Below are 18,974 nucleotides of genomic sequence, written 5' to 3'. Positions count from 1 at the left end.
GGCGGCATGAGCGTTCCCGCCCGCGGCCGCCTCGCCACGCTGCGCCTCACCGCCGCCGACGTGCGCGGCGCGGCCTGGTCGCTCGTCTCGACGGCGGCCGGGCTGGGGCTCGCGATCTGGGTCGTCCCCGGGGTCGAGGTGACCAACCCCTGGTCGCTCGTCCTCGCGGCGCTCGCGGTGGCGGTGGGCGACGCGCTGCTGCGCCCGGTGCTGCGCGGGGTCGCGCGCCGGTCCGGCGTCGTCGGCGCGCTCGTGTCGGGCGTGGTCGCCCAGGTCGCGGTCGCGTGGGCGGCGCTCACCTACCTCCCGGGGTTCCGCAGCGGGACGTGGACCGACGTCCTCGCCGTCCTCGTCATCGCGGCCGTGCTCATGGCGCTCGGGCGCTGGGTCGTCGGGGCGAGCGACAACGAGTACGTGATCGGGGACCTGCTCCGGCGCGCGCGACGCCAGGCGGGCGTGCCCCGGGGAGCCGCCGCGGGCGCCGCCGCGGAGCGCCCGGCGGGCCTGCTCGTCGTCCTGCTCGACGGCGTCGCGCGCCCCACGCTCGACTACGCCCTCCAGGCCGGCCTGGCCCCGACGCTCGCGCGGTGGCTGGGCGACGGCACCCACCACCTCACGACGTGGTGGGCCCGCGTGCCCGCGACGACGCCGGCCTCGACCGTCGGGCTCCTGCACGGGTCGACCGAGCACGTCCCCGCCTTCCGGTGGTGGTCGCGCGCGCTGGGGAGGCTCGTCGTGACGAACCGGCCCGCGGACGCGGCGGCGGTCGAGGCGCGCACGAGCGACGGCGCGGGTCTGCTCGCGGGCGGCGGCGTGGCCGTCTCGACGATGTTCTCCGGGGACGCGGCGACGAGCCTGCTCGTCATGAGCCGGGCGCGCGAGGGCCTGGGGCCCGGGCAGATGTTCGTGCACTTCTTCGCGAGCCCGTTCGTCCTCGTGCGCGCCGTGGTCGTCGCGCTCGGCGAGCTGCTCAAGGAGCTCTACCAAGGTTGGCAGCAGGCCGTGCGCGGCGTCGAGCCCCGCGTCTCGCGCCTCGGCTGGTACCCGGTGCTGCGCGCCGTGACGAACGTCGTGCTGCGCGACCTCAACACGACGCTCGTCGCGGAGCAGCTCGTGCGCGGGGCGCCCGTCGTGTGCGTCGACCTCGTGGACTACGACGAGATCGCGCACCACGCCGGGCCGCTGCGGCCCGAGTCGCTGCGCGCGCTCGAGGGCCTGGACCGCGTCGTCGGGCTCTGGGAGCAGGTCGCGGCCGTCGCGCCCCGGCGCTACGACGTCGTCGTGCTCTCGGACCACGGGCAGTCGCTCGGCCCGACGTTCGAGCAGGTCACCGGGCGGTCCTTCCTCGACGAGGTGCGACGCCTCATGGCGCTCGACCCGCCTGGCGACGGCGCTCGTGCGGACGACGACGGCCGCGCCCGGGACGGCTCCGCGTCCGCCCGGGGCGAGGGCCGGCGTCGGGCGACGGCCCCGGACAGCGAGGCGTGGGGCCCTGCGAACACGGCCCTCAACGCGCTGCGTCCCGGGCAGCCGGACGCGCAGGCGGGCCGCATGCTCGTGGGCCCGGACCGCTCGGAGCGCCGCGCCGACGCCGCACCCGCCCTGCCCGAGCTGCCCGAGGTCGCGGTCGTCGGGTCGGGCAACCTCGGGATGGTGTGGTTCCCGCGCGAGCCGCGGCGCCTCACGGGCGACGAGGTCCGCGCCCGGTGGCCCGCGCTGCTCCCGGGGCTCGTCGCGAACCCCGCGGTCGGCGTCGTCGTCGAACGAGGCCCGCGCGGGGAGGTCCGGGCGCACGGCCGGGGTGGCTCGCGCGACCTGTTGACGGGCGAGGTCGTGGGCGCCGACCCGCTCGCGCCGTTCGGGTCGCGTGCGGCGGCGGACCTCGTGCGCGTCGCCGGGCTGGAGGACGCCGGGGACCTCGTGCTCGTGTCCAGCGTCGACGAGGTCGGGATGGTGCACGCGTTCGAGGGCCTGGTCGGGTCGCACGGCGGCCTCGGCGGGGCGCAGAACCAGGCGGTGCTGGTGCACCCCGCGCACCTCGCGGTGCCCGACGACGAGCTCGAGGACGTCGACGGCACGCCGATGCTCGTCGGGGCGGAGGCGGTGCACCGCCGGCTCGTCGCGTGGCTCACCGACCTGGGGGTGCGGCCGCCGGTGGCCGAGGACGCGCCGGGCCGGGGGAGCGGCGCGTGAGCGTCACCGTGACGTGGCTCGGCCACTCGAGCGCGGTCCTCGACGTCGCCGCGACCCCCGGCGGCCCGACGGCGCGGCTCGTGACCGACCCGCTCCTGCACCGGCACGCGGGGATGCTCCGCCGGCGCGGCGAGCAGCCGGCCCCGGTGTGGCGGGGCGGCGACGCCGTCCTGCTGTCCCACCTCCACCACGACCACGCCGAGCTGCGGTCGCTGCGGCTCCTCGGCGACGTGCCGGTCCTCACGGCGCCCGCCAACGCGCGGTGGTTGCGCGGCAAGGGGCTGCGCGGCGTCGGGCTGGGCGACGAGTGGCACGCCGTGGGGCCGGCGGGGGCCGGGGTCGAGACGCGGCTCGTCACCGCGGTGCACGGGCACCGGCCGATGCCGCACCGGCCCAACGCCGCGAACGGTCACCTCGTGCGGACCTCCGGTCCCGACGGCCTGCGCGTGTGGGTGGCGGGCGACACCGAGCACCACCCCGGGATGGCGCACCTCCCGGCGCTCGCGGGCGGCCCGGTGGACGTGGCCCTCGTGCCGGTCGGCGGGTGGGGGCCGCGGCTCTCGGGCGGGCACCTGGGCCCGGTGCAGGCCGCGCGGGCGTGCGCCGAGGTCGGGGTGCGGGTCGCGGTACCGGTGCACTGGGGGACGCTGCACGCGCCGGGCGGCCAGCACCTGCCGCGCGGCTGGATGGACCACGCGGGCGCGGCGTTCGAGGCGGCCGCGCAGCGCGAGGCGCCCGGGACGCGGGTCGTCGTGCTGCGGCCCGGCGAGTCGTGGTCCGCGGACGACGACGAGTGAGCCCGCGAGTCGCGGACACGCCGGGGCGGGTTCCGTGATCGAACACGTGTTCGGCTAGAGTTGTGCACAGGGCGCGCTCCGGCGGGCTCAGGACGCCGGTCCGGCACGACGGTCCCCAGGTCCGGGGCTCGTCGGCACCGCGTGTCGGTGGCTGCCCGTAACGTCGGGCCACAACGAACAGATGGACGTCGAACCGAAGGTGGACTGACATGCCCGCACCCGCAGACCGCGAGAAGGCGCTCGAGGCAGCCCTCGCCCAGATCGACCGGAGCTTCGGCAAGGGCTCCGTCATGCGCCTCGGCGAGGAAGGCCGCGCCCCCGTCGAGGTCATCCCCACGGGCTCCATCGCGCTGGACATCGCGCTCGGCATCGGGGGCCTGCCGCGCGGGCGCGTCATCGAGGTGTACGGCCCGGAGTCCTCCGGAAAGACGACCGTGGCGCTGCACGCCGTGGCCAGCGCCCAGCGCGCCGGCGGCATCGCGGCGTTCATCGACGCCGAGCACGCCCTCGACCCGGAGTACGCCAAGAAGCTCGGCGTCGACACCGACGCCCTGCTCGTCTCCCAGCCGGACACGGGGGAGCAGGCGCTCGAGATCACGGACATGCTGATCCGCTCGGGCGCGCTCGACATCATCGTCATCGACTCCGTCGCGGCCCTCGTGCCCAAGGCGGAGATCGAGGGCGAGATGGGCGACAGCCACGTCGGTCTCCAGGCCCGCCTCATGTCGCAGGCGCTGCGCAAGATCACCGGCGCGCTCAGCGCGTCCGGCACGACCGCGATCTTCATCAACCAGCTCCGCGAGAAGATCGGCGTGTTCTTCGGCTCTCCCGAGACGACGACCGGTGGCAAGGCGCTGAAGTTCTACGCCTCGGTCCGTCTCGACATCCGCCGCATCGAGACCCTCAAGGAGGGCACCGACGCGGTCGGCAACCGGACCCGCGTGAAGGTCGTCAAGAACAAGATGGCGCCGCCGTTCAAGCAGGCCGAGTTCGACATCCTCTACGGGGTCGGCATCTCCCGCGAGGGTGGCCTCATCGACATGGGCGTGGAGCACGGGTTCGTGCGCAAGTCCGGGTCGTGGTTCACCTACGGCGGCGACCAGCTCGGGCAGGGCAAGGAGAACGCGCGCTCGTTCCTGCGCGACAACCCCGACCTCGCGAACGAGCTCGAGAAGAAGATCAAGGAGAAGCTCGGCGTCGGGGCCAAGGTCGACGCACCGGCCGACCCGGCCGCCGGCGTGACCGTCGCGGCCGACGCCGCCGTGGCCGCTCCGGCCAAGGCGACCGCCGCGGCCGGCAAGGGGAAGAAGTCGCCGTTCTGATCGGCGAGCAGGACGGGGTCGAGGGCGCCGAGCCCGTCGACCCGTCCGCGGAGGACGACGGGCGCCGCTCCGGCCGCAAGGCCGGGCGGCGCCCGCGCCCGTCGCTGCACGAGCTCGTGGAGCGCGGCGAGATCAGCGACGCCGACCTCGCCGAGCGTGCCCGCGAGACCGTCCTGCGCATCCTCACCGCGGCCCCGAAGAGCCGCGCGGAGCTCACGCAGTCGCTCGCGCGCAAGGGCTACCCGGAGCACGTCGTGCTGCCCATCCTCGACCGCTTCGAGGAGGTCGGGCTCGTCGACGACGCGCAGTACGCGGAGATGATCGTCCGCACGCGGCACGCCGAGCGGGGGCTGTCCCGCCGCGCGATCTCGACCGAGCTGCGCCGGCGGGGGATCGACGGCGAGGTCGGCGCGGCCGCGCTCGAGCAGGTCGACGACGACTCCGAGGCGGACGCCGCCCTCGCCCTCGCGCGGGCACGTCTCGCCAGGACCCGCGGCCTCGACCGCGACGTGCGCGTGCGACGGACGGTCGGCGCGCTCGCCCGCAAGGGGTACAGCCCCGGGCTGGCCTTCGAGATCGTGCAGCGCGAGCTCGACGCGGAGGAGTGACCGCCCCGCGGACCCGGTCGCGGACCGGCGGGCCGCTCGGCGGCAGCGGCCCGCCGCCCGCCACTGACCGGGCGGGCGACGGGTGCGTCAGCGCGCGGTGGACACGGCCGGCGCCTCGTCCGCGGGACCGCCCGCGACGGCTGTCGGGTTGCCGATCCCCGGGCCGGCAGCCGTGGCGCCCGCGGTGCGCCCGCTGAGGAAGCGTGAGAGCCACTGGGCCAGGGTGGTCAGGGCGTAGTTGATGACGATGAAGATGACCGCGGCCACCGTGAGGGTCTGCAGGGTGTTGCCGAAGGCCGTGCCGAGGATCTGCGCGGCCCGCAGCAGCTCGGGGTACGTGATGATCTGCCCGAGCGCGGTGTCCTTGAGCACGACGACGAGCTGGGACACGAGCGCGGGCAGCATCGCGATGAGCGCCTGCGGGAGCTGGATCGACCGCAGGGTCTGCCCGCGCGTCAGGCCGATCGCCACGCCGGCCTCTCCCTGGCCCTTCGGCAGGTTGCCGACGCCGGACCGGACGAGCTCGGCGATCACCGAGCCGTTGTAGAGCACGAGGGAGATCACGACCGCGAGGAACGGGGCGTCCGGGACCTTCTGCAGCCCCAGCAGGAGCCAGAAGAAGATCATCATGAGGAGCACCGGCACGGCGCGGAAGAACTCGACGACGACACCGCACGCCCAGCGCAGCGCGCGCACGTGCGAGAGCCGGCCGGAGCCGAAGACCAGCCCGAAGATCACGGCACCGACGATCGCGAACCCGGCGGCGCGCAGCGTGTTCTGGAGGCCCGGCAGGAAGAAGTTCTCCCACGCGTTGGCGGTGAAGACGGGACCCCACTGCTCCCACGAGAGCTGGCCCTTGCGTCCGAGCTCCAGCAGCACGAGCACGGCGATCCCGATCACGATCACGGCGCCGATCACGTTGCCGACGGCGATCGCGCGCCGGGCCCGGGGCCCGGGGGCGTCGAAGAGGACGGACTGACGTGGGGCGCTCATCGGCGGACCGCCAATCGGGTCGAGAGCGAGGTGGTGAGCAGGCCGATCGGGATGACGAGGATCACGTAGCCGATCGCGAAGGTGAGGAAGATCGCGTAGATGTAGTTCGAGTTGAACTCGATCATCGTGCGCATGAGGCTCGACGTCTCCGTCGTGACGCTCGCGGCGGCCGCGACCGTGGAGTTCTTCAGCAGCGCGATGAGGGTGTTGCCGAGGGGGGCGATGGCGCCGCGGAACGCCTGCGGGAGGATGACGAGGCGCGCGGCGGGAGCGAAGGACAGGCCGATCGCCCGCGCCGCCTCGGCCTGGCCGATCGGCACCGTGTTGACGCCCGAGCGGATCGCCTCGCACACGAAGGCGGCGTGGTAGACGGTCAGGCCGATGACCGCGAACCGGAAGAAGTTCGTCGGGAAGTCGGGGGACAGGCTGATCTGCAGCTGGGTCCACACCGCGAGGACCATGAACGTCATGATGATCGTCAGCGGCGTGTTGCGCAGGAGGTTCACGTAGGTCGAGCCGGCCCACCGCAGGCTCGAGACGGGGGAGATCCGCATGAGCGCGAGCGCCGTGCCGAGGATCAGGGAGAAGATCGCAGCCCAGAACGTCAGCTGGATGTTCACCCAGAACGCGCCGAGCACGTCGTAGGTGCTGAGGAGCTCGGTGAACTGGGAGAGGTAGTCACCCACGGTTGGTCATCCTCCGGGAGGGCGTGGTCGTGGACCGACCGGACGAGGCCGGGGAGCGGAGCGCGGCACGCCGCGCTCCGCTCCCCGGCAGAGAGGTCAGGCGCAGGGGTCGACCGTCGGCGGGTTCTCGCTCGCGTTCGGCGTGTACCCGGTGCCCTCGGTGTTCTTGCTGACGAACTCCTCCCAGGAACCGTCCTCGATCATCTTCTCGATCGCGGCGTTGACGTCCTCGCAGACGTCGTTGTCCTGGGGCAGGCCGACGCCATAGCGCTCGGTCGAGAACGGCGCCCCGACCACCTTCACCTTGCCCTGGTTCTGCGGCTGCGCCGCGAGGCCCGCGAGGATGATGTCGTCAGTCGTGACGGCGTCGACCTGGCCGGCCGTGAGCGCGGTGACGCACTCGGCGTACCCGGGGCGCTCGAGGAGCTGCACGCCCGCGGCGTACTCGTCCTTGATGCGCTGCGCCGACGTCGAGCCCGTGACGGAGCAGAGGTTCTTGCCCTCGAGCGACTCCGGGCCGGTGATGTCGGTGTTGTCCTCGGCGACGAGCAGGTCCTGCCCGGCGACGAAGTACGGCCCCGCGAACGCGACGGTCTCCTTGCGCGTGTCCGTGATGGAGTACGTCGCGAAGATCATGTCGACCTGCCCGGTCTGCAGCATCGTCTCGCGCTGCGCGGACGGGGCCTCGACCCACTCGATCTGGTCCTCGGAGAAGCCGAGCTCGCCCGCCACGTAGGTGGCGACGTCGACGTCGAACCCCGTGTACGACGACCCGTCCTGGAACCCCAGGCCGGGCTGGTCGAACTTGATGCCGATCTTGACCGTCTCGCCGCCGCCGTCGCCGCTGCCCCCGGCGGACTGCTCGGGGTCCGTGGTCGTGCTGTCGTCGCCGACGTCGCCGCTGCTGCACGCTGCGAGCGTGAGCGCGGTGAGAGCGGCCAGCACGGCAGCACCTGCGTGTCGTGTGCGCATCGTTCCTACCCTTCGTGAGTGGTGGTCGTCCGACGACGGTGTGCCTCGTCGGTCGGCCGGGTGTGGGGGGCCGGGCGGCCCGGTCCGTGGTGGTCGGTGCGTGGTGAGGGCCCGGGACCTCAGTGCGTGAGGATCTTGGAGAGGAAGTCCTTGGCCCGCTCGCTCTTCGGCGCGGTGAAGAACTCCTCGGGGTGCGCCTCCTCGACGATCTGGCCGTCCGCCATGAAGACCACGCGGTTCGCGGCCTTCCGGGCGAAGCCCATCTCGTGGGTGACGACGATCATGGTCATGCCCTCCCTGGCGAGGGAGACCATGACGTCCAGGACCTCGTTGATCATCTCGGGGTCGAGCGCCGACGTGGGCTCGTCGAAGAGCATGACCTTGGGCTTCATCGCGAGGGCCCGGGCGATGGCGACGCGCTGCTGCTGGCCGCCCGAGAGCTGCGCCGGCATCTTCTGCGCCTGGTTCTTCACGCCGACCCGGTCGAGGAGGGCCAGGGCGCGCTCCTTCGCGTCCTTGCTCCGCTCGCGCCGCACCTTGACGGGCCCGAGCGTCACGTTGTCGAGGATCGTCTTGTGCGCGAAGAGGTTGAAGGACTGGAAGACCATGCCGACGTCGGAGCGCAGCCGCGCGAGCGCCTTGCCCTCCTGGGGGAGCGGTTCGCCGTCGACGAGGATCTCGCCCGAGTCGATCGTCTCGAGCCGGTTGATCGCCCGGCACAGGGTCGACTTGCCCGAGCCGGAGGGCCCGATGACGACGAGCACCTCGCCGCGCCGGATCGTGAGGTTGATGTCGCGCAGCACGTGCAGCTCGCCGAAGTGCTTGTTCACGTCGCGCAGCTCGACGAGCGGCTCACCGAGGACCTGCTCGGCGGGGAGGGGCTGAGCGTCCTGAGCGCTGCGCTGCGCGTCGGACGGCGAAGGGGTTTCGTCGGCCATTCCTGGACACTATGTCCCTTCTGTTGCACGGTGCCACCTCACCCGGCAACAACCGGGCAACAGTTCAGTAACACGGCACCCGGAGCCGTACCCTGGACGGTGATGTCCACGATCGCCCCCGCCCCCGTCCCGGCCGCCCCCGCACCGCACGCCACCGCCGCTGCGCCGGCCGACGACGCGCACCCCCGCACCTACGTCGTGCGCACCCTCGGGTGCCAGATGAACGTCCACGACTCCGAGCACATGGCGGGGATGCTCGAGCAGGCGGGCTACACGCGGGCGAGCGCGCAGGACGAGGCCGCGAACCGCGCCGACGTCGTCGTCATCAACACGTGCGCCGTGCGCGAGAACGCCGCGACGCGCCTCTACGGCAACCTCGGCCAGCTCGCCTCGGTGAAGGCCGCGCGACCCGGCATGCAGATCGCGGTCGGCGGCTGCCTCGCGCAGAAGGACCGCGGCACCATCGTCGAGAAGGCCCCCTGGGTCGACGTCGTGTTCGGCACCCACAACCTCGACGCCCTGCCCGTCCTGCTCGAGCGCGCGCGCCACAACGAGGCGGCGCAGGTCGAGATCGCCGAGTCGCTGCAGGTGTTCCCCTCGACGCTGCCGACGAAGCGCGAGTCGGTCTACGCGGGGTGGGTGTCCATCAGCGTCGGCTGCAACAACACGTGCACGTTCTGCATCGTGCCGCACCTGCGCGGCAAGGAGCGCGACCGCCGTCCGGGCGAGGTCCTCGCCGAGGTGGGCGCGCTCGTCGAGGCCGGTGCCATCGAGGTGACGCTGCTCGGCCAGAACGTCAACAGCTACGGCGTCGAGTTCGGCGACCGCGGCGCCTTCGCCAAGCTCCTGCGCGCGTGCGGGACGATCGACGGGCTCGAGCGCGTGCGGTTCACGTCGCCGCACCCGGCCGCGTTCACCGACGACGTCATCGCGGCCATGGCCGAGACGCCGAACGTCATGCCCCAGCTCCACATGCCGCTCCAGTCGGGCTCCGACCGCGTGCTGCGTGCGATGCGCCGCTCCTACCGATCCGAGCGGTTCCTCGGGATCCTCGACCGCGTCCGGGCCGTCATGCCCGACGCCGCGATCACCACCGACATCATCGTGGGCTTCCCGGGCGAGACCGAGGAGGACTTTGCGGAGACGATGCGGGTCGTCGAGGCGTCGCGCTTCTCCTCCGCGTTCATCTTCCAGTACTCCCCGCGCCCCGGGACGCCCGCCGCGACGATGGACGGCCAGCTCCCCAAGGAGGTCGTCCAGGAGCGCTTCGAGCGGCTCCAGGCGCTTCAGGAGCGGATCGCCGGCGAGGAGTCCGCACGCCAGGTGGGCCGGACGATCGACGTCCTCGTCGGCGAGGGCGCAGGGCGCAAGGACGGCGCGACGCACCGCGTCACCGGTCGCGCCCCCGACAACCGCCTCGTCCACCTCGCGCTCCCCGCGGCCGTCGTGGCCGGGGCGCCCGACGACGCCCCGACCGACGGGACCGGTACGCCCGGGTCCGTCGACCCGCGCCTGGCGGACGACCTCGACGTCCGCCTGCCGCGTCCCGGCGACGTCGTCACGGTCGAGGTCACCCGCTCCGCGCCGCACCACCTCATCGCGGACTCGGCGCTCGCGGGCGGCACGTTCGCCGTGCGCCGCACCCGCTCCGGCGACGCGTGGGCGCGGCGCGAGCGCGCCCGCCTGGGCGGGGGCGACGACGACCACGGCCACGGGCACGGCGGGGGCGCGCCGTCCGGCCCCGTCGTCCTGGGGCTCCCCACGCTCCGCGCCTGAACGTCGGGGTCCAGGACCCGACGGCGGGCGCGCACGACGGCGCCAGGACGTCAGTCGTCCAGGGTCCCCGGTGGGAGCTGGGCGCCGATGGCGTGGAAGAGCTGCACGGCCGTACCCAGCCCGCACGAGACGGTCTGGGCGAGCTGGTCGTCGGTCGCGCCGTGCTCGAGGTCGACGGAGACCTCGGCGTAGAGCGCGAGCCGTCCGCCCTCCTCGCGCACGTAGACCTTGGGCCAGATGCGCTCGCGGTTCCAGTCGTTGACGGTCTGGAGCGTGACGAGGCGCGACTCGACGGGGAGCGTCGTCGACCAGCGACCGCGGACCTGGAGGATCTCCGACCGGTCGCCGAGCAGCAGGAACCAGAAGCGGTGCCCGTCCCACGTACCCGTGATGTCGCCGTCGTCGTCCACGCGGAAGTGGTAGCCGCGGCGCGTCAGATGGTCGCCGATGCGCGCCATCGACAGCGCGCGGGGCAGCTCCTCCTCGCGGGGCAGCGAGTCCGGCGCCTTGGGCCGACGGTTGCCGAACAGACGCGTGAACCAGTTGGTGCGGGCCTGCGTCATGGCGCCTGCCTCGCGGGGTCGGGGTAGAACTCGTCGAGCGCGTCGAAGAACATCGACCCCGTGCTCAGACCGCACTGGAGGAGCTGGTCGAGCTGGTCGTCCGTCACGCCGTGCTCGAGGTCGACCGTGACCTCGGTGAAGACCTGGATCATCCCGTTGTCGCGGACGCGCGTGTACGTCTTGGGCCAGATCCGGTCGGCGTTCCACTCGTTGCAGAACTCGAGGATCTCCTCGAGGCGCTCGAGCGCGAGGTCGCGGTTCCACTGGCCGCGCACCTGGAGGATCTCGTCGTCGTTGCCGAAGAGCAGGAAGTAGAACAGGCGGCCGTGCCACAGCCCGCCGACGTCGCCGTCGGAGTCGACGAAGTAGCTGTACCCGCTGTCGGTGATCCACTCGACGACCCGCGAGAGCGTGAGCGGTGTGGGAGGCCGCAGGACGTCGGTCGCGACCTGACCCAGCTCGCGTGCCAGCAGGTCCTCGACCTGCGACTGCAGGTCGTCCGCCGGCCGGGCCGCGCCGGACCGGCCCCCGTCCTGCGCCCCGCCGGGATTCCCGTCCCGCCGGTCGTCGTCGTCCCGCGCCCCGAAGAACCTCACCTCCCTACCGTACTCGCGCGCGCCCGCGGACGCCGCATCGCGGGCCGGTCGGGAGGCCGCGGCGACGGCGGGGGAGCGGGCACCACTACGGTGGGACGGTGACCGTCCGCGCCGTCGTGCTCCCCGGAACCGTCCTGCTCGTCCCGGGAGCGGCCGGTGCCGCCTCGGTCCTCGGACCGGTGCGCGACGCCGCACTGGCGGCGCTCGCCGACCTCGTGGCGGACCGGCTCGGTGTGGCGGCGGCGCCGGCCGTGGTCGTGGTCGCCCCGGGCGTGGAGGGAACGCGCGGCCCTGCCCGGGCCTCGCTCGCCGCGGCGGGCGTCGCCGACCGGTGGATCGATCCCGCGTGGGCGGCCGCCACGCGACCGCTCGACCGACCCGTCGCCGGGACGGCCGCCTCCGTGGCGCTCCTCGCGCTCGCCGGTGCGGGCTGGACGGGTCCCGTCGACGTCGTCGAGCTCGGTGGCGCGGCGACGCGGTCCGCGGCAGGCACGAGCACGGAGACGAGCTTGGAGACCAGTACGGAGACGAGCTCGGAGACGAGCACGGAGGTAGGTGCGGCCACGGAGACCGCCCTCGACGCCGCACGGGAGCTCGGTGCGGAGCTCGCCCGCGAGGGGGCGCGGCTCGTCGTCGTGCACGACCCGCGTGCGCCCCTGCCGCAGGCCGTGCTCGACGGGTTCGTCGCCGCGGCGGGCGCCGAGGCCGCGCCGGTCGCGACGGCCGACGAGCCGGACCCCGCCGTGGCGGTCCGGCGGTACGAGGTCCGCGCCCCCGCAGCCGCCGCCCGCCCGGCGGGGCCCGTCGTCAGCCGCTGAGGCCCGTCCCGACGGCGGCCGCCTCGTCGTCGCGCCCGAGGCGGCGCAGCGCCGCGACCATCTCGTTGCCGACCATCGCGCGCGACTCCGCGTCGTGGACGATCGCGAAGCCCTCCATGGCCGACTCGAGCAGCTCCACCGCGTCCGTGTCCTTCCCCGACGCGCAGCGCGAGCGCCCCGCGAGCCAGAAGGCGTGCGCCGCGTCGCGGACGTCCCCCGCACGGGCGAACTCCTCGGCGACCGACTCCGCGAGCGTCGCCGCCGCGTCGAGGTCGCCCGCGGTCGCGAGGAGGCGGGCACGCGTGTCGTCGAGGTCGCGACGCTCGCGCGCGTCGGCCGCCGCGTCGCGCTCGACGAGCTCGGCGGCCCGCGGCGCGGGTGCGACGTCGCTGCCCTCGCCCGCTGCGGACAGGTCGTCGAGCGTGCGCTCGACCTGGGCCAGGGCGGCGGTCACGTCGCCCCGCCCGGCCTCGAGCCGCGCGTAGGCGCGCACGACCTGCCCGACGAACCGGGGCGCGACACCACCGGCCCGCAGGAGCGCGAGCGCGTGCAGGAACGCGGGCGCGGCGCCCTCGTCGTCGCCCTCGAGCGCGGCGAGCTGCGCCGCCTCGGCGAGCGCGAAGCCGGCGCGGTCGAGGTGGCCGGAGCTCTCCAGGTGCGACGACGCGCGACGCAGGAGGCGTGCCGCCCGGACCGGGTCGTCACCCGCGACGTCGTCGGCGAGCGCGAGCAGGCCGTCGACGTCGGTGGGCTCGTCGGTGCCCTCCGCCGGGGCTCCGCCGGTGACCGCGGACTCCTCCGGTGCGATCCCGGCGGGGAGGTCCGACGGACTGCTCGTCGCGCCCTCGGCCACCGCGACGGGCCGCGGCGACGCCGACTGGGCGTCCAGGGAGAGCACCGCCAGGTCGACGGGGAGCGTGCGCGCGCCCCGCTCCCACGCCGCGCGCAACCGTTCGGACGCCGCCGTCGTGCCGTTGCGCGCGTCGAACGACTGCGCGAGCGCGGACGCCTCGCCACGCACCCACGCGTCGAGCTCCGCGAGCGTCGTCGCGGGAACGTCCCGCAGGGCGAGCGCGGTGTCGCCGTGGTCGGCCCGCAGGACGCCCGTCGCGACGCTCACGCTCGTGAGGAAGCCGAGCCGGTCGCCCGGCGAGTCCGCCTCCGTGAGGAACGCCTGGTGCTCCACGAGCAGGCGCAGCGCGCGCGACGCGTTGCCCGTCCGGGCGAGGAACTCCACGTGACGACCCTTCGGGCCCGTCATCGTCACCCCGGTGTCGAGGTGGCGCAGCCCGCGGCGGTGAGTGCGCGCAGCGGCCTCCGCGTCGCCGACCTCGACGTACGCGAGCTGGAGGTGGGACAGCATGTCGCCGGGCTCGGTGGCGCACGACGGCGATCCCTGGAGCACGCCCTCGAGCAGCCGGATGCCCTCGTCGTGGCGGCCCGTCTCGAAGAGGTACGCCGCGCGGTCGCCCGGCTCGCACGCCTCGCACTGCGAGTAGTCGTCGCGCGGGGTCGCGACCCACGCGCGGTACGCGTCCTCGACGTCCGCGCCGCCACGCTCGCGCGCCCACTCGAAGCGCTCCAGGGCGACCGCGTTGGTGCCGTTGCCCGCGAGCGCGTACCGGTGCGCCATGTCGTCGAGCGTGCGCTCGATCTGCGAGGCGGGGACGTCGGGGAACTCCATGAGGTGCCCGACCATCCACTTGAACGACCAGAACAGCGAGTGCGTGTCCTCGGCGTCGAAGTGCTCGGGGTGCTCGTCCCACCAGCGCAGCATCTTGGTGAACGGCAGGTACGCCTTGGTCACCTCGCCGCCCCACACGTACGACTCGACGAGGACGAACAGCGCGTAGGCGCGCGCCGCGTCGGGGCCCTCGGCCTCGACGCGCTCGAGCTCGGCCGCGGCGGCCGTGGAGCGCGCGAGGCCGTAGGGCATGCGGCGGACGTCGTACAGGGCGGCGTTCACCTGGTCCACGGACCGGGTCATCGGTTCTCCTCGTCGGCAGGGGGATCGGGTTCCGTGGCGGGGTCCTGCCCGGCCGCGAGGGCGCGGGCGAGCAGGAGCGACAGGGAGTCGTTCATGAGGGTCGCCTCGACGGGCTGGAGCGCCTTGCCGGACGCGAGCACCGCCGTGACGTAGAGGGAGCGGGCACCCGCGGCGCGCACCTGCGCGTCGGGGCTCGCGAGCAGGTCGCGCACCGTGGCGTTGGCGTCGTTGAGGACCAGGCGGCGGGGGCGGGCCGGGGCGCTGAGGCCCGCGAGGATCTCGCCCCAGAGGTCGTCCGTCTCCGCGACGCGGGCAGCCTCGCGCGCGTGGTCGCCCTCGCGGTCGTGCAGGAGCATGGCCGGGAGGGCGTCGGGCTCGTACCGGCGCAGCACGACGTCGCAGTCCTGCTCGGCGAGCGCGGCGTCGAGCGACGCGAGCGCGTCGGCGACCTCGAGCTCGCGCAGCGGCTCGACCTCCGTGAGGACGTGCGCGACGTCCGCGGCCGAGACGGGCGACAGCCGCCACTGCGGGAACCGCGCCGCGACGCGCTCGAGCAGGTCGGCGTCGTAGACGTAGCCGCCGTTGACGACCGCGAGCCCCTGCGCCGCCGCGACGGGCGCGATGCGCCGGAACTCCTCGACGCTCGCCGTGTACAGCAGGCGCCCGTCGGGGTGGTCCGTCGCGAGGTCCGCCAGGGTCGTGGACCCGGCCGTGGTCTCGAAGGGCAGCACGCGCGCGGCGACGTCGAGCATCTCGTCGTCGGTGAGCGCGAGCGCGCGCACGGCGAGGTGGTGGGTCTCGAGGAAGCGCCGCGCGAGGACCGAGTCCGTCGCGAGCGTCTCCAGCAGCCACCGGCGCACCTGCGCCCCGAGCGCGTCGCGGGTCGCGAGCAGGACCTCGTCCTCGTACAGCCCCTCGCGCGACGCCGTCGGGCGCAGCACGGACGCGTCGAGGACGCACCGCACGAAGAACGCCCACGGGGGCAGCAGGTCGTCGACCGCGCTGCCCAGGAGCATGCGCTTGAGGTAGACCCGGTGCCGCGACGTCGTGGTCGGCGCGACCGCGGCCGGGAGCACGTACGCGACGCCCGTCAGGCCGGCGAGCGGCAGGTCGAGGTCGATCCGTGCGAGCGGGGTGAAGCCGAGCGTGCGCTCGGCGTAGCCGGCGAGCGCGGCGTCGCGGGCCGCGGGCGTCGGGTGCGCAGCGCGCCACGGCAGGTCCTCCCCGCTGAGTCGGCGCACCGCGACCGGGGCGTCGCCGCCGGCGCCGCCGTCACGGTCCTCGCCGGGGCCGCCGTCGAGACGCGTCTCGACGAGCAGCTCGACCGGCAGGAGCGAGCCGAAGTCCTGGGCGAGCGCGACCACCGACTCCGGGGCGAGCCAGTGCTCGGTGTCCCGCCGCGGGTGCAGCCGGACGACGCTCCCGGGCTCGGCGGGTGCCGCCGGGTCGTCCGGCGCGAGCTCGACGAGCTCGTACCGGCCGTCGGCACGGCCGCGCCAGCGCACGGGGACGGGCGCTCCGCCCGCCGCCGTGCGGCGAGCGGAGCGCGAGACGAGCTCGATCTCGTCGGCGACCATGAACGCGGACAGGAGCCCGATGCCGAACTGGCCGAGGAACTCCTCGCGACCGGTCCCGAGCTCGACGTCGCGCTTGGAGCTGCGCCCGATGGTCGCGAGCAGCTCCTGCGCCTCGTCCCGCGTGAGGCCGACACCCGAGTCGTGCACCTCCAGGCCACCGTCGGGCAGCGGACGGAGCAGGATCCGCGCCGGCGCCTGCGGTCCCTCGAGCCCGGCGCGCGCGGTGATCGCGTCGACGCCGTTCTGCAGCAGCTCGCGCAGGTAGACGCGCGGGCTCGAGTACAGGTGCCGGGCCAAGAGGTCGACGACGCCCCGCAGGTCGACCTGGAAGGCCGTCGTCGCCTCGCCCGGGGTGCCGCCGCCCGGGGCGGTGCGGCCCGCGGTGGTCTCGTGCGTGCCGGTCACCGCGCGTCGACGTCGGCGCCGCCCTCGGCCACGGTCTGCGCGGCCGTGTCGGGGAAGCGGGCGTCGAGCGCGTCGAAGAACTGCAGGCCCGTGAACAGGCCGCACTCGATGAGCTGGCCGAGCTGGTCGTCCGCGACGCCGAACTCCAGGTCCGTCGCCACCTCGGTGTAGACCGCGAGCTGGTCGTCCTCGACGCGCGCGTAGACCTTCGGCCAGATCTTGTCACGGTTGAACTCGTTGGCGACGAGCGCGACCTGCGCCTCGGCCGACGCCGGGAGGGTCCGGTTCCACCGGCCGCGGACCTGCAGGATCTCCTGCTTCTCACCCATGAGGAAGAAGAAGAACACCTTCCCGTCCCAGTTGCCGCCCAGGTCCCCGTCCGAGTCGACGAAGTACCGCCACTCGCGGCTCGTGAGGAACGCCTCGACGCGCTCGCGCGTCAGCGGCGCGTTCTGGCTCGTCGGTGCGGCGTCCGGCTTGGTGAAGAAACCCATGTTCTCGAGTCCTTGTCGTCTGAGAGGTCGTCGTGCTGAGGTCGTACGCGGCGGTACGCGCGAGGGCGGACCGACCACGGACACACTACGCATCCCCGCCCACACCCCTCGGGCCGTCGGCCGCCCGGACGGTACCGTTGCGCGGGTGAAAACCCAGCACGACCCCGCCGGCCCGCCCCGGCCCGGCCCGGGCGTCGTCGTCGCCGTCGTCGGCCCGACGGCCACGGGGAAGTCCGACCTCGCCCTCGACCTCGCCGAGCGCCTGTCCGTCCCCGGGGCGCCCGCGGAGATCGTCAACGCCGACGCCTACCAGCTCTACCGCGGCATGGACGTCGGGACCGCGAAGGTCCCCGTCGCCGAGCGCCGCGGCGTGCGCCACCACCTCCTCGACGTGCTCGACCCCGCCGAGGACGCGTCCGTGGCCCGCTACCAGACCGAGGCCCGCCGCGTGCTCGACGAGATCGCCGCGCGGGGCGCGCGTGCCGTCGTCGTGGGCGGCAGCGGGCTGTACGTCCGCGCCCTCCTCGACGACATGCGGTTCCCGGGCACGGACCCCGCCGTGCGGGCGGCGCTCGAGGCGCGCGCGGAGGAGCAGGGCCCGCGCGCGCTGCACGACGAGCTCCTCCGGCGCGACCCCGCGGCGGCCGCGAGCATCGGCCCGGCCAACACCCGCCGGCTCGTCCGGGCGCTCGAGGTCATGGAGCTCACCGGCGAGCCGTTCACGGCGAACCTCCCGCGCCAGGTCTACGTCCGCCCGACCGTGCAGATCGGCCTCGACTGCGACCGGGCCGTGCTCGACGCGCGGGTCGCCGGCCGCGTCGGGCGGATGTGGGAGCAGGGCCTCGTGGCCGAGGCGCGCCGCGTCGAGGCGCACGGCATGGGCCGCACGGCCCGTCGCGCCGTCGGCTACGCGGAGGTGCTCGCCGCGCTCCACGGCGAGACCACGGAGGACGCCGCGCGCGAGGCCGTCACCGCGAACACGCGGCGCCTCGCGCGCAAGCAGATGGGCTGGTTCGGCCGGGACCCGCGCGTCGGGTGGCTCGACGCGCAGTCGTCGACGCGCGTCGAGGACGCTCTCGCGCTCGTCGCCGCGGCGGACGAGCGCGCTGCCCCGCAGGGCACGGACGGGCACGACCCCGCGACCGTGCCGGGCACCGCCGTCGGGCCGGACGAGGCGGACGGCGGCGCGCCCGTGCGCCGTAGTCTGGGCTCATGACGCGCACCCGCTTCACCAAGGGCCACGGGACCCGCAACGACTTCGTGCTCCTCGCCGACACGAAGGGCGAGCTCGACCTCACGCCCGAGCTCGTGCGCGCGCTCGCCGACCGCCGCGGCGGCGTCGGGGGGGACGGCGTCATCCGCCTCGTGCCGACCGCTCTCGTCCCGGAGTCGCGCGACGTGCTCGCGGAGGACCCGCACGCCATCTGGTTCATGGACTACCGCAACGCCGACGGCTCGGTCGCCGAGATGTGCGGCAACGGGGTCCGCGTCTTCGCGGCCTTCGCCGAGCGCCTCGGGCTCGTGAGCTTCGCGGGGGGCACCGAGGTCCCGATCGGCACGCGCGCGGGCGTCAAGCGCGTGCGCAAGGAGGACGACGGCTGGTTCGCCGTCGACATGGGCCCGTGGTTCCTCCCCGGCGGGCGCCCCGCGCTCCAGGACGGCTACGACGCGACAGTCGTCGTGCGGGGCTGGGAGGTCCCGCGCCCGGCGCTCAGCGTCGACCTCGGCAACCCCCACACCGTCCTCGCCGTCGCGCGCGAGGACGTGCTCGAGCGCGCCGACCTCACCGAGGCGCCCGTCGTCGAGCCGCACCCGTCCCACGGGACGAACGTCGAGCTCGTGGTGCCCCTCGGCGAGACGACCGCGGACGACGGCACCGTCGTCGGGCACGTGCGCATGCGCGTGCACGAGCGCGGCGTCGGGGAGACGCCGTCGTGCGGCACGGGCGCGTGCGCGGCGGCGCTCGCGGTCCGCGTGTGGGGTGGCCCCGACGCGCCGGACACCTACCTCGTCGACGTCCCGGGCGGCACGGTGCGCGTGCGGGCGCTCCCGGGCGGCCGCGTCGAGCTCGCCGGTCCCGCGGTGCTCGTCCACGCGGGGGAGATCGACCTCGCCGCGCTCGTCCCGGGGACGCCGGCCCGGCCGGACGACGACGCGCACCACGGCGCGGACGGGCCTGTGACCGACCAGCCCGCGGAGCCGGTCGCGGCGGCGTCCGAGGGCGGCGACCGCGCGCCGGTCTGACCGCC

The 18,974-nt window shown here is 74.6% G+C and carries 17 protein-coding genes; 8 read left to right on the top strand and 9 right to left on the bottom strand.

Annotation, left to right across the window (positions count from 1 at the left end; all coding sequences use genetic code 11):
* Window positions 1–6: 6 nt before the first annotated feature.
* From GWJ10_RS15975 to GWJ10_RS15960, 4 genes are all read left to right on the top strand, one after another.
* Window positions 7–2,193 carry an alkaline phosphatase family protein gene (locus tag GWJ10_RS15975; protein WP_163188473.1) on the top strand — a complete coding sequence of 729 codons (2,187 nt, stop codon included), beginning with the start codon at window positions 7–9 and terminating at the stop codon, window positions 2,191–2,193.
* Complete coding sequence (locus GWJ10_RS15970; protein WP_163188472.1) at window positions 2,190–2,990, top strand: MBL fold metallo-hydrolase; 801 nt, start codon at window positions 2,190–2,192, stop codon at window positions 2,988–2,990. Before GWJ10_RS15975 ends, GWJ10_RS15970 begins: the two co-directional genes overlap by 4 nt.
* A 209-nt stretch (window positions 2,991–3,199) precedes the next feature.
* Complete coding sequence (recA, locus tag GWJ10_RS15965; RefSeq protein ID WP_034655657.1) at window positions 3,200–4,312, top strand: recombinase RecA; 1,113 nt, start codon at window positions 3,200–3,202, stop codon at window positions 4,310–4,312.
* Window positions 4,313–4,428: 116 nt separating this feature from the next.
* Entirely contained in the window at window positions 4,429–4,920 is a 492-nt protein-coding gene (locus GWJ10_RS15960; protein WP_228485303.1) for a regulatory protein RecX, read from the top strand.
* A gap of 87 nt (window positions 4,921–5,007) precedes the next feature.
* Here the strand turns inward: GWJ10_RS15960 and GWJ10_RS15955 are convergent, their stop codons facing one another.
* The 4 genes from GWJ10_RS15955 to GWJ10_RS15940 all read right to left on the bottom strand — a co-directional run bounded on the left by GWJ10_RS15955 (window position 5,008) and on the right by GWJ10_RS15940 (window position 8,509).
* Window positions 5,008–5,913 (bottom strand): amino acid ABC transporter permease, encoded by a 906-nt coding sequence (locus tag GWJ10_RS15955; protein WP_163188471.1) that lies wholly within the window; start codon window positions 5,911–5,913, stop codon window positions 5,008–5,010.
* Window positions 5,910–6,599: an amino acid ABC transporter permease gene (locus tag GWJ10_RS15950; RefSeq protein ID WP_021482422.1), complete on the bottom strand. Its 690-nt coding sequence runs from the start codon at window positions 6,597–6,599 to the stop codon at window positions 5,910–5,912. The genes GWJ10_RS15955 and GWJ10_RS15950 overlap by 4 nt, the downstream gene beginning before the upstream one ends.
* Before the next feature lie 96 nt (window positions 6,600–6,695).
* Window positions 6,696–7,571, bottom strand: a complete 876-nt coding sequence (locus GWJ10_RS15945; RefSeq protein WP_021482423.1) for a glutamate ABC transporter substrate-binding protein — start codon at window positions 7,569–7,571, stop codon at window positions 6,696–6,698.
* A 119-nt stretch (window positions 7,572–7,690) separates the two neighbouring features.
* Entirely contained in the window at window positions 7,691–8,509 is an 819-nt protein-coding gene (locus GWJ10_RS15940) for an amino acid ABC transporter ATP-binding protein (RefSeq protein ID WP_163188470.1), read from the bottom strand.
* A gap of 102 nt (window positions 8,510–8,611) precedes the next feature.
* Between GWJ10_RS15940 and miaB the strand changes: the two genes are divergently transcribed.
* Complete coding sequence (gene miaB, locus GWJ10_RS15935; RefSeq protein ID WP_061267567.1) at window positions 8,612–10,285, top strand: tRNA (N6-isopentenyl adenosine(37)-C2)-methylthiotransferase MiaB; 1,674 nt, start codon at window positions 8,612–8,614, stop codon at window positions 10,283–10,285.
* A 50-nt stretch (window positions 10,286–10,335) separates the two neighbouring features.
* On the opposite strand, the gene GWJ10_RS15930 is transcribed toward miaB, so the two are convergent.
* Entirely contained in the window at window positions 10,336–10,848 is a 513-nt protein-coding gene (locus GWJ10_RS15930) for a YbjN domain-containing protein (RefSeq protein ID WP_021483660.1), read from the bottom strand.
* Window positions 10,845–11,321 (bottom strand): YbjN domain-containing protein, encoded by a 477-nt coding sequence (locus tag GWJ10_RS15925; RefSeq protein ID WP_044144788.1) that lies wholly within the window; start codon window positions 11,319–11,321, stop codon window positions 10,845–10,847. The genes GWJ10_RS15930 and GWJ10_RS15925 overlap by 4 nt, the downstream gene beginning before the upstream one ends.
* Before the next feature lie 221 nt (window positions 11,322–11,542).
* On the opposite strand from GWJ10_RS15925, the gene GWJ10_RS15920 reads away from it, so the two are divergent.
* Complete coding sequence (locus GWJ10_RS15920) at window positions 11,543–12,262, top strand: hypothetical protein (protein WP_061267568.1); 720 nt, start codon at window positions 11,543–11,545, stop codon at window positions 12,260–12,262.
* On the opposite strand, the gene GWJ10_RS15915 is transcribed toward GWJ10_RS15920, so the two are convergent.
* From GWJ10_RS15915 to GWJ10_RS15905, 3 genes are read right to left on the bottom strand one after another with little or no spacing between them, the layout of a single operon-like run.
* On the bottom strand, window positions 12,252–14,249 hold the full coding sequence (locus tag GWJ10_RS15915; protein ID WP_163188469.1) for a hypothetical protein: 1,998 nt from the start codon (window positions 14,247–14,249) through the stop codon (window positions 12,252–12,254). The two genes, GWJ10_RS15920 and GWJ10_RS15915, sit on opposite strands and share 11 nt — an antisense overlap.
* The gene (locus GWJ10_RS15910; RefSeq protein WP_163188468.1) at window positions 14,246–16,231 is read right to left on the bottom strand and encodes an HSP90 family protein; all 1,986 of its coding nucleotides are present in this window, start codon (window positions 16,229–16,231) and stop codon (window positions 14,246–14,248) included. The genes GWJ10_RS15915 and GWJ10_RS15910 overlap by 4 nt, the downstream gene beginning before the upstream one ends.
* A complete protein-coding gene (locus GWJ10_RS15905) occupies window positions 16,228–16,725 on the bottom strand; it encodes a YbjN domain-containing protein (protein ID WP_021483506.1) in 498 nt (165 codons plus the stop codon). The genes GWJ10_RS15910 and GWJ10_RS15905 overlap by 4 nt, the downstream gene beginning before the upstream one ends.
* A 145-nt stretch (window positions 16,726–16,870) precedes the next feature.
* On the opposite strand from GWJ10_RS15905, the gene miaA reads away from it, so the two are divergent.
* Together miaA and dapF are read left to right on the top strand one after the other, a co-directional pair.
* Window positions 16,871–17,941 carry a tRNA (adenosine(37)-N6)-dimethylallyltransferase MiaA gene (gene miaA / locus GWJ10_RS15900; RefSeq protein ID WP_241005857.1) on the top strand — a complete coding sequence of 357 codons (1,071 nt, stop codon included), beginning with the start codon at window positions 16,871–16,873 and terminating at the stop codon, window positions 17,939–17,941.
* A complete protein-coding gene (gene dapF / locus GWJ10_RS15895) occupies window positions 17,938–18,969 on the top strand; it encodes a diaminopimelate epimerase (protein WP_163188466.1) in 1,032 nt (343 codons plus the stop codon). The genes miaA and dapF overlap by 4 nt, the downstream gene beginning before the upstream one ends.
* Window positions 18,970–18,974: the final 5 nt, after the last annotated feature.

It is taken from the genome of Cellulosimicrobium sp. SL-1 (assembly GCF_011033075.1).
Lineage (GTDB): Bacteria > Actinomycetota > Actinomycetes > Actinomycetales > Cellulomonadaceae > Cellulosimicrobium > Cellulosimicrobium funkei.
Note: the sequence above shows the minus strand (reverse complement) of the source record. Positions and strands in the feature narration are given on the sequence as shown.

Bases quoted from the DNA above. Each gene is read 5' to 3' on its own strand.
- GWJ10_RS15975 (WP_163188473.1), top strand. From the start codon at position 7: ATGAGCGTTCCCGCCCGCGGCCGCCTCGCCACGCTGCGCCTCACCGCC.
- recA (WP_034655657.1), top strand. From the start codon at position 3,200: ATGCCCGCACCCGCAGACCGCGAGAAGGCGCTCGAGGCAGCCCTCGCC.
- GWJ10_RS15955 (WP_163188471.1), bottom strand. From the start codon at position 5,913: ATGAGCGCCCCACGTCAGTCCGTCCTCTTCGACGCCCCCGGGCCCCGG.
- GWJ10_RS15945 (WP_021482423.1), bottom strand. From the start codon at position 7,571: ATGCGCACACGACACGCAGGTGCTGCCGTGCTGGCCGCTCTCACCGCG.
- GWJ10_RS15940 (WP_163188470.1), bottom strand. From the start codon at position 8,509: ATGGCCGACGAAACCCCTTCGCCGTCCGACGCGCAGCGCAGCGCTCAG.
- miaB (WP_061267567.1), top strand. From the start codon at position 8,612: ATGTCCACGATCGCCCCCGCCCCCGTCCCGGCCGCCCCCGCACCGCAC.
- GWJ10_RS15930 (WP_021483660.1), bottom strand. From the start codon at position 10,848: ATGACGCAGGCCCGCACCAACTGGTTCACGCGTCTGTTCGGCAACCGT.
- GWJ10_RS15915 (WP_163188469.1), bottom strand. From the start codon at position 14,249: ATGACCCGGTCCGTGGACCAGGTGAACGCCGCCCTGTACGACGTCCGC.
- GWJ10_RS15905 (WP_021483506.1), bottom strand. From the start codon at position 16,725: ATGGGTTTCTTCACCAAGCCGGACGCCGCACCGACGAGCCAGAACGCG.
- dapF (WP_163188466.1), top strand. From the start codon at position 17,938: ATGACGCGCACCCGCTTCACCAAGGGCCACGGGACCCGCAACGACTTC.